Origin of the sequence: Frankia canadensis (assembly GCF_900197875.1) — a bacterium.
Taxonomy (GTDB): Bacteria; Actinomycetota; Actinomycetes; order Frankiales; family Frankiaceae; genus Frankia; species Frankia canadensis.
In genome coordinates, this window is record NZ_FZMO01000146.1 from 45,058 (window position 1) to 52,475 (window position 7,418).

At 74.9% G+C, this 7,418-nt stretch carries 8 protein-coding genes; 2 read left to right on the forward strand and 6 right to left on the reverse strand.

The features are described 5' to 3' along the window. Positions 1 to 7 precede the first annotated feature (7 nt). Positions 8 to 772 (reverse strand): imidazole glycerol phosphate synthase subunit HisF, encoded by a 765-nt coding sequence (hisF, locus tag C1A33_RS13950; protein ID WP_101831943.1) that lies wholly within the window; start codon positions 770 to 772, stop codon positions 8 to 10. Next, a complete protein-coding gene (gene priA, locus C1A33_RS13955) occupies positions 769 to 1,515 on the reverse strand; it encodes a bifunctional 1-(5-phosphoribosyl)-5-((5-phosphoribosylamino)methylideneamino)imidazole-4-carboxamide isomerase/phosphoribosylanthranilate isomerase PriA (RefSeq protein ID WP_101831956.1) in 747 nt (248 codons plus the stop codon). Before priA ends, hisF begins: the two co-directional genes overlap by 4 nt. 164 nt (positions 1,516 to 1,679) lie before the next feature. Here priA and C1A33_RS13960 point away from each other — a divergent pair, with 164 nt between their 5' ends. Further along, positions 1,680 to 2,276, forward strand: coding sequence for a DUF302 domain-containing protein (locus C1A33_RS13960; protein WP_101831944.1), 597 nt, complete (start codon positions 1,680 to 1,682; stop codon positions 2,274 to 2,276). Between the two features lie 102 nt (positions 2,277 to 2,378). Here C1A33_RS13960 and hisH read toward each other — a convergent pair whose 3' ends face one another. Genes hisH through hisD form a run of 4 tightly spaced genes read right to left on the reverse strand, consistent with a single transcriptional unit; the run spans position 2,379 to position 6,137 of the window. Further along, positions 2,379 to 3,002 (reverse strand): imidazole glycerol phosphate synthase subunit HisH, encoded by a 624-nt coding sequence (gene hisH, locus C1A33_RS13965; RefSeq protein ID WP_101831945.1) that lies wholly within the window; start codon positions 3,000 to 3,002, stop codon positions 2,379 to 2,381. After that, positions 2,999 to 3,586: an imidazoleglycerol-phosphate dehydratase HisB gene (hisB, locus tag C1A33_RS13970; protein ID WP_101831946.1), complete on the reverse strand. Its 588-nt coding sequence runs from the start codon at positions 3,584 to 3,586 to the stop codon at positions 2,999 to 3,001. The genes hisH and hisB overlap by 4 nt, the downstream gene beginning before the upstream one ends. A gap of 44 nt (positions 3,587 to 3,630) precedes the next feature. Next, complete coding sequence (locus C1A33_RS13975) at positions 3,631 to 4,845, reverse strand: histidinol-phosphate transaminase (protein WP_423748073.1); 1,215 nt, start codon at positions 4,843 to 4,845, stop codon at positions 3,631 to 3,633. Next, on the reverse strand, positions 4,842 to 6,137 hold the full coding sequence (gene hisD, locus C1A33_RS13980; RefSeq protein ID WP_101831948.1) for a histidinol dehydrogenase: 1,296 nt from the start codon (positions 6,135 to 6,137) through the stop codon (positions 4,842 to 4,844). The genes C1A33_RS13975 and hisD overlap by 4 nt, the downstream gene beginning before the upstream one ends. A gap of 69 nt (positions 6,138 to 6,206) precedes the next feature. On the opposite strand from hisD, the gene C1A33_RS13985 reads away from it, so the two are divergent. Continuing rightward, on the forward strand, positions 6,207 to 7,418 hold a 1,212-nt coding region (locus C1A33_RS13985), incomplete at its 3' end, for a bis-aminopropyl spermidine synthase family protein (RefSeq protein ID WP_115537950.1).

Consider the following 7,418-nt stretch of genomic DNA (forward strand, 5'->3'; position numbering starts at 1 on the left):
GGCCGGATCAGCGCACGGGAACGTCCGCGCCGCGCAGCGCCGCCTTCACCTCGCCGATGCGCAGCTGGCCGAAGTGGAAGACGCTGGCGGCGAGCACCGCGTCCGCGCCGGCTGCGATCGCCGGCGCGAAGTGCGCCAGATCACCGGCGCCGCCACTCGCGATCACGGGCACGTCGACCTCCGCGCGCACCGCTGTGATCATCTCCAGGTCGTAGCCGTCCCGGGTGCCGTCGGCGTCCATCGAGTTGAGCAGGATCTCGCCGGCGCCGAGCTCGACGACGCGGGCGGTCCAGGCGACGGCGTCGATGCCCGTCCCCTTGCGTCCGCCGTGGGTGGTCACCTCGAAGCGGGGCCCGTCCGGGTCGGGGCAGCGGCGGGCGTCGACCGAGATCACGATGCACTGGTTGCCGAAGCGGTGCGCGCACTCGCGGACCAGCTCGGGGCGGGCGACGGCGGCGGTGTTGATCCCGACCTTGTCGGCACCGGCGCGCAGCAGCCGGTCGACGTCGTCACCGGAGCGGACACCGCCGCCGACCGTGAGCGGGATGAAGACCTGCTCCGCGGTGCGCGCGACGATGTCGTAGGTGGTCCGCCGGTCGCCGCTGGAGGCGGTGATGTCGAGGAACGTCAGTTCGTCGGCGCCCTCGGCGTCATAGAGACGGGCCATCTCCACCGGGTCGCCCGCGTCGCGCAGGTCGGTGAAGTTCACGCCCTTGACGACCCGGCCGCCGTCGACGTCGAGACAGGGAATGACCCGGACAGCGAGGGTCAACGCTCCTGCCCCCGCGGCGGGGCCGCCGCCCCGCCGGCGACGGCGAGGGCCTCGGGCAGGGTGAAGGCGCCGGCGTACAGGGCCTTGCCGACGATCGCGCCCTCGACGCCGGGCACGGCGGCGATCGCCGTGAGGTCCGCCAGCGACGACACGCCGCCGCTGGCCACCACCGGGCGGTCGGTCGCGGCCGTCACCGAGCGCAGCAGCTCGACGTTCGGGCCGGTCAGGGTGCCGTCACGGCGGACGTCGGTGACGACGTACCGGGCGCAGCCGTCGGCGTCGAGGCGGGCCAGCACGTCGAACAGCTCGCCGCCCTCCTGCGTCCAGCCGCGGGCCGCGAGGGTGGTGCCGCGCACGTCGAGCCCGACGGCGATCCGCTCCCCCACCCGGTCGATCGCGCGGCGGACCCAGTCGGGGTTCTCCAGCGCGGCCGTGCCGATGTTGACCCGGGTGGCGCCGGTGGCGAGCGCGGCGTCGAGCGAGTCGTCGTCGCGGATGCCGCCGGACAGCTCGACGGCGACGTCCACCGCGCGCACGACCTTGGCGATCAGCTCCCGGTTCGAACCCCGGCCGAACGCGGCGTCGAGGTCCACCAGATGGATCCACTCGGCGCCGTCCCGCTGCCAGGTCAGCGCCGCCTCGAGCGGGTCGCCGTACGACGTCTCGGAACCGGCCTCGCCCTGGACGAGGCGCACGGCGCTGCCGTCGGCCACATCGACGGCGGGCAGCAGAGTCAGAGCCATGAGCGCCACCCTACGGGTTTCCCGCAGGCCAAGGATCCGCCACCGGATCGGGGACCGCTCGTCCGGCCCGGGTTTCAACCCGACCGACGACGGGGATCCCGGCGATCCGGACGCGGCGCGCCCCGGCATGCCGCCGGCATCCACCCGGACGGGAGGCCCGCGAGATGACCAACCCAGATCCACGGTCCGCTCCCACCGTCGGCAGCGGTCACGTCCCGCGCCCGGTCGACACCGTGTGTTACGAAGTTCACCGACTGTCGGTGGCGACCGGCCTGTCCTACGACGAGACGGTGCGCCGGTTCGAGGAGGCGGTCCCCACCCTCGACGAGACGCGCTTCGCCGCTCTCGCCGCCGGCCGGCCCAGTTGGGACGAGGTGCGCGCCGCCACCGCGCCGCACGCGACCACCGACTTCCTGCGCTACTGGCGCGGCGACTTCGGCTGGATGCTGCGCGCGGCCGGCGACGAGGGGCGCTGCGTGGAGTACCTGATGGGCAACCACGTGATCGCCGAGCGGATGTTCCGCCACGACCCCGGAGTGCTGTTGCACGCCCCGCTGCGCGTCACGATCCACACCGACCGGCAGGGGGCCACCCGGTTCAGCGTCGACCAGCCGAGCACGCACTTCCGCAGCTACGGCATCCGCGCCGTCACGATCGTCGGCATCGAGCTGGACCTCAAGCTCGCGACACTGCTGGAACGGCTCGGCTTCCCCGTCCCCGACGCCCTCACCAGCGGCCGGGTGCCGGCCATCTGCGTATAACCGCCGCCGGCGAGCCCGTCACGGCCGCCACCACCGCCAGGGCCCGCACTTTCGTGACCGCGCCACAGCGGGCGGTCACGGGCGGCTGGCGGCTGGCGGCTGTCAGGACAGGGCACCGAGCCAGTTCGCGAGCAGGTGGGCGCCGGCGTCGCCGGACTTCTCCGGGTGGAACTGGGTGGCGGCGAGCGGCCCCCGCTCGACCGCGGCGGCGAACGGCTCGCCGTGCTCGCCGACCGTGTCCCCGGCACCCTCGTCGGCCTTCGCCGCGTAGGAGTGGACGAAGTAGAAGCGGGTGTCCGCGGGCAGCCCGGCGAACAGCGCGGAGCCGGCGGGTGGGCGAACCGTGTTCCAGCCCATGTGCGGCAGGATCGGGGCGGCCAGGCGGCGCACCTGGCCGGGCAGCACGCCGAGCCCGATCGTGCGCACCCCGTGCTCCTCGCCGAGCTCATAGAGGACCTGCATGCCCACGCAGATGCCGAGCACCGGCCGGCCGGCGGCGAGCCGCTCCCGCACGACCGCGCCCGCGCCGACCTGGTCGATGCCGGCCATGCACGCCGCGTAGGCACCCACGCCGGGCACGACCAGCCCGTCGGCGGCGCGGGCCGCGTCCAGGTCGGCGGTGACCGTGACGTCCGCGCCGACCCGGGCCAGCGCCCGCTGCGCCGAGCGCAGGTTGCCCGACCCGTAGTCGAGCACCACCACCCGCCGGCCGGCGGCCCCGCTCACAGCACGCCCTTGGTCGAGGGCACGCCGGCGACGCGCGCGTCGAGGGCCACCGCGTCGCGCATGGCCCGGGCGACCGCCTTGAACTGGGCTTCGACGACGTGGTGGGCGTTGCGCCCGGACAGCACCCGCACGTGCAGCGCGATCCGCGCCGAGGCGGTGATCGACTCGAAGATGTGGCGGGTCAGCGTCGTGTCGTAGGTGCCGATCATCCCGACGAGGTCGGGTTCGACGTGCACGCAGTACGGCCGGCCGGACAGGTCGACGGCGGCCTGCACGAGCGCCTCGTCCAGCGGCACGGTGGCGTCGCCGAAACGGCGGATGCCGGCCTTGTCCCCGAGCGCCTCGCGCAGCGCGGTCCCGAACGCGATCGAAGTGTCCTCGACCGTGTGGTGGGCATCGATGTGCAGGTCACCGCGGGTCCGCACGGTGAGGTCGAAGCCACCGTGCTTGCCGAGCTGGGACATCATGTGGTCGAAGAACGGCACACCGGTGTCGGAGCTCGCCACCCCCGTCCCGTCCAGGTCCAGCTCGATCAGGACGTCGGACTCCAGCGTCTTGCGGGCGATACGGGCAGTGCGGGCCATCGGGGTTACTCGGACCTCTCGGACGGGACCGGTTCGGACGGAGATCAGCGGGTGGCGAGTGTGACGCGGCCGTCCGCGTCGACGTCGGCGCCGGCCAGCACGCGGGTGAGCGCGGCGAGGAACGCGTCGATCTCGCCGGGCAGGCCGGCGGTGACCCGTAGCCAGCCGTCGATGCCGACGTCGCGCACCAGCACCCCGGCGTCCAGCAGCGCCCGCCAGACAGCCTGCTGGTCACCGAAGACGCCGAAGAACACGAAGTTGGCGTCACTGGGGGCGAGCCGAAGCCCGAGGGCGGGCAGCTCGCGGACGATCCGGTCCCGCTGGGCCTTGACCGACTCGACCGTGCCGAGCAGCTCGTCGGCGTGCGCGAGCGCGGTGCGGGCGACGGCCTGGGTGAAGCTCGACAGGTGGTAAGGCAGCCGGACCAGCTGCAGCGCGTCGACGACCGCCGGGTGCGCGGCCAGGTAGCCGACCCGGGCCCCGGCCAGCGCGAACGCCTTGCTCATCGTGCGGGTGACGATCAGCCGCGGGTGCTGCGGCAGCAGCGTCAGCGCGCTGGGCACCCCGGCCCGGCGGAACTCCGCGTACGCCTCGTCGACGACGACCATCCCGCTGCCGACGGCGTGCATCGCCTCGCAGGCGGCGACGACGACGTCCAGCGGCAGGGCGGTGCCGGTGGGGTTGTTCGGCGAACACAGGAACAGCAGCGCCGGGCGGTGCCGCTCGATCGCCCGGGCGACCGCCTCGGCGGACAGCGTGAAGTCCGCCGCTCGCCGCTCGGCCACCCATTCCGTGGCGGTGGCCAGGGCGATGAGCCGGTGCATCGAGTAGGACGGCTCGAAGCCGACGGCGACCCGCCCCGGGCCGCCGAACGCCTGGCACAGCTGCTGGAGGATCTCGTTGGAGCCGTTGGCCGCCCAGACCTGCGCGGTGTGCACGCCGAAACCGGCGTCCGGCGTCAGGTAATAGGCGAGATCGGCGCGCAGCGCGTCGGCACCGCGGTCCGGGTATCGGTTGGCCTCGGTGGCAGCGAGCGTCGCTGCCTTGCCGAGCGCGTCGACGAGCCCGATGGACGGCGGGTGCGGGTTCTCGTTGGTGTTGAGTCGGACGGGCACGTCGAGCTGCGGCGCGCCGTACGGGGACTGGCCGCGCAGGCTGTCCCGCAGTGGCAACCCGTCGAGATCCAACGGCCGCCAGGGCCGGTCGTCCCCCACCGGTGCGGCTACGGCGCCGCCGAATCCGGTTGCCTGGGCTGTCAACGGAATCGAACCTCCACGGCATCGGCGTGTGCGGTGAGGTCCTCGGCGCCGGCGAGCGCGCGCAGCCGCCCGGACACGGCGTGCAGGGCGTCCGGCGTGCTCTCGACGAGGTGGACCTGCCGCTGGAAGGAGGCGACCGACAGGCCGCCGGAGTGGCGCGCCGTGCCGCCGGTGGGCAGGACGTGGTTGGAGCCGGCGAGATAGTCGCCGAGCGGGACCGGAGTGTGGGCACCGACGAACACCGCACCGGCGTGACGCACCCGGGCGGCCACCGCGGCGGCGTCGGCGGTCTGGATCTCCAGGTGCTCGGCGGCCCAGGCGTCGACGACGGCGAGGCCGGCGTCGACGTCGGCGACGAGCGCGATCGCCCCCTGGCCGGCCAGCGCCTCCTCGACGCGCGCCCGGTGGCGGGTGGCGGGCACCTGCTTGCCGAGCTCGATGTCGACCGCGTCGGCGAGCTCGACGGAGGTGGTGACGAGCAGGCAGGCGGTCATCGGGTCGTGCTCGGCCTGCGCGACGAGGTCAGCGGCGACGAACGACGCGTCGGCGGTGTGGTCGGCGAGGATCGCGACCTCGGTCGGGCCGGCCTCGGCGTCGACGCCGACGAGGCCGCGCACCAGCCGCTTGGCCGCGGTGACGTAGACGTTGCCAGGGCCGGTGATCACGTCGACCGGCGGGCAGCTCGCCGTGCCGTGGGCGGCCATCGCGATCGCCTGGGCGCCGCCGGCGGCGTAGACCTCGTCGATGCCGAGCAGCGCGCACGCGCCGAGCACGACCGGGTGCGGCAGGCCGCCGTTGTCACGCTGCGGCGGGGAGAACACGGCGAGCGACGCGACGCCGGCCTCCTGCGCGGCGACCACGTTCATCACGACGCTGCTCGGGTAGGCGACCCGCCCGCCCGGCACGTACAGCCCGACACGCTCGACGGGCACCCAGCGCTCCGTCACCGTCAGCCCCGGGGCGACCTCGATCGTCACCGGCTCGCGCAGCTGGGCGCGGTGCACCAGCCGGGCGCGGCGGATCGCCTCGGCCAGCGCGTCGCGCACCGCCGGGTCGAGGGCCTCGGCCGCCGCGGCCAGCGCGGCCGGGGGTACCCGCAGGGCGGGGGGCCGCACGCCGTCGAACCGCTCGGCCGCGTCGAGGACAGCGGCGTCGCCTCGGGCGCGCACGTCGTCGCAGACCGGGCGGACCGCGTCGACGGCGACGTCCACGTCGATCGGAGCACGCGGCAGCAGCCGCCGGACCTCCGCCGCGGCGGGCGTCGCACCTCGCAGATCCAGCCTTCTCAGCACGCTACGAGGGTAACTGGCGCCGCGAGGACCGGGAAATCACCGCGCGGCGTGGGATGTCAGGCTGGTGCGATGACCGATTCCCGCACCGCGCCCGCGCCGGACGAGTCCCTCGCGACGCTGCTACACGGCTACCGGGTGCACGCGCGGGCCCCGCGCCGCGTGGTGGCGGCCCTGACCGAGCGGCCTCACACGCTGCGCGCGCTGGTGCAGGACTCGGGCCTGCCGCGCCGCTCGGTCGAGGAGATCCTGGCGAGCCTCGGTGACGATCTTCGCCCCGCCGCCGACGGGCGGCTGGTGCTGCGCGCGGGCACCGTCGACCGATACCGGGACATGATCGACTATGCGGAGCTGCGGACGGCGACGTCGATCGACCCGCTGGCCGCCGAGATCGGCCGCCGCGGCGCGCTGACGACGACCATGCACGAGCTGATCGCCGCGGCTCCACGCCCCCGCGCCGAGCTGGACCATGTACCCGCCACCGCGGCGACGGTCGTGCGCCGGGCGGTGTGGCTGTGGACGCACTACGACCTGCGCGGCGCCCACCTGCTGTGCGTCGGCGACCACGACCTGACGTCGCTGGCCGTCGCCCTGTTCGCCACGGGGACGGCGGGCGCGGGCACGGCGGCTGACGCGGCTGCCGCGGGTGCGAGGGGCGGCGACGGGACGGGCTCCGCCGGGCGGGCGGTCCGGGGCGGCGGACCGTCGGTCACGGTGGTCGACATCGACGAGGAGCTGCTGGAATACCTCGACGGCGCGGCCGCCCGGCTCGGCGTGCGGGTGCGCTGCCGGTACGCGGATCTGCGCTTCGGGCTGCCGCCGTCGGTGGCCGCGTCCGCTGACCTCGCCTTCACCGACCCGCCGTACACCGCGGCCGGGGTGGCGTTGTTCGCCGCCCGCGGCGCGCAGGCCCTCGCCGACCGGGAACGTGGGCGGGTCCTCGTCGCCTACGGGTACAGCGAGCGCACGCCCGCGCTCGGCGGCAAGGTGCAGCGGGCGCTGCTCGACCAGGGCCTCGTCTTCGAGGCGATCTGGCCGGCGTTCCACACCTACGACGGCGCGGAGGCGGTCGGCGCCCGCGCCGACATGTACGTCTGCCAGCCGACGCCGGCCACCTGGAAGCGCCTGGAACGGCCGGCCGGCCGCGAGCCGGTGACGCGGGCGATCTACACCCACGGCCGGCTGTCGGAGGAGAGCCGGTCCGCACCGCTCGCCGAGCCGGTCCTCGAGGCGGCGGGCCGGTTCCTGGCCGCGGCGGCGGACGAGGGGTCCGGCGCCTCGAGG

What these genes read in the sequence shown, in the direction of transcription:
- hisB (WP_101831946.1), bottom strand. Translation starts at nt 3,586, where the DNA reads ATGGCCCGCACTGCCCGTATCGCCCGCAAGACGCTGGAGTCCGACGTC.
- priA (WP_101831956.1), bottom strand. Translation starts at nt 1,515, where the DNA reads ATGGCTCTGACTCTGCTGCCCGCCGTCGATGTGGCCGACGGCAGCGCC.
- C1A33_RS13960 (WP_101831944.1), top strand. Translation starts at nt 1,680, where the DNA reads ATGACCAACCCAGATCCACGGTCCGCTCCCACCGTCGGCAGCGGTCAC.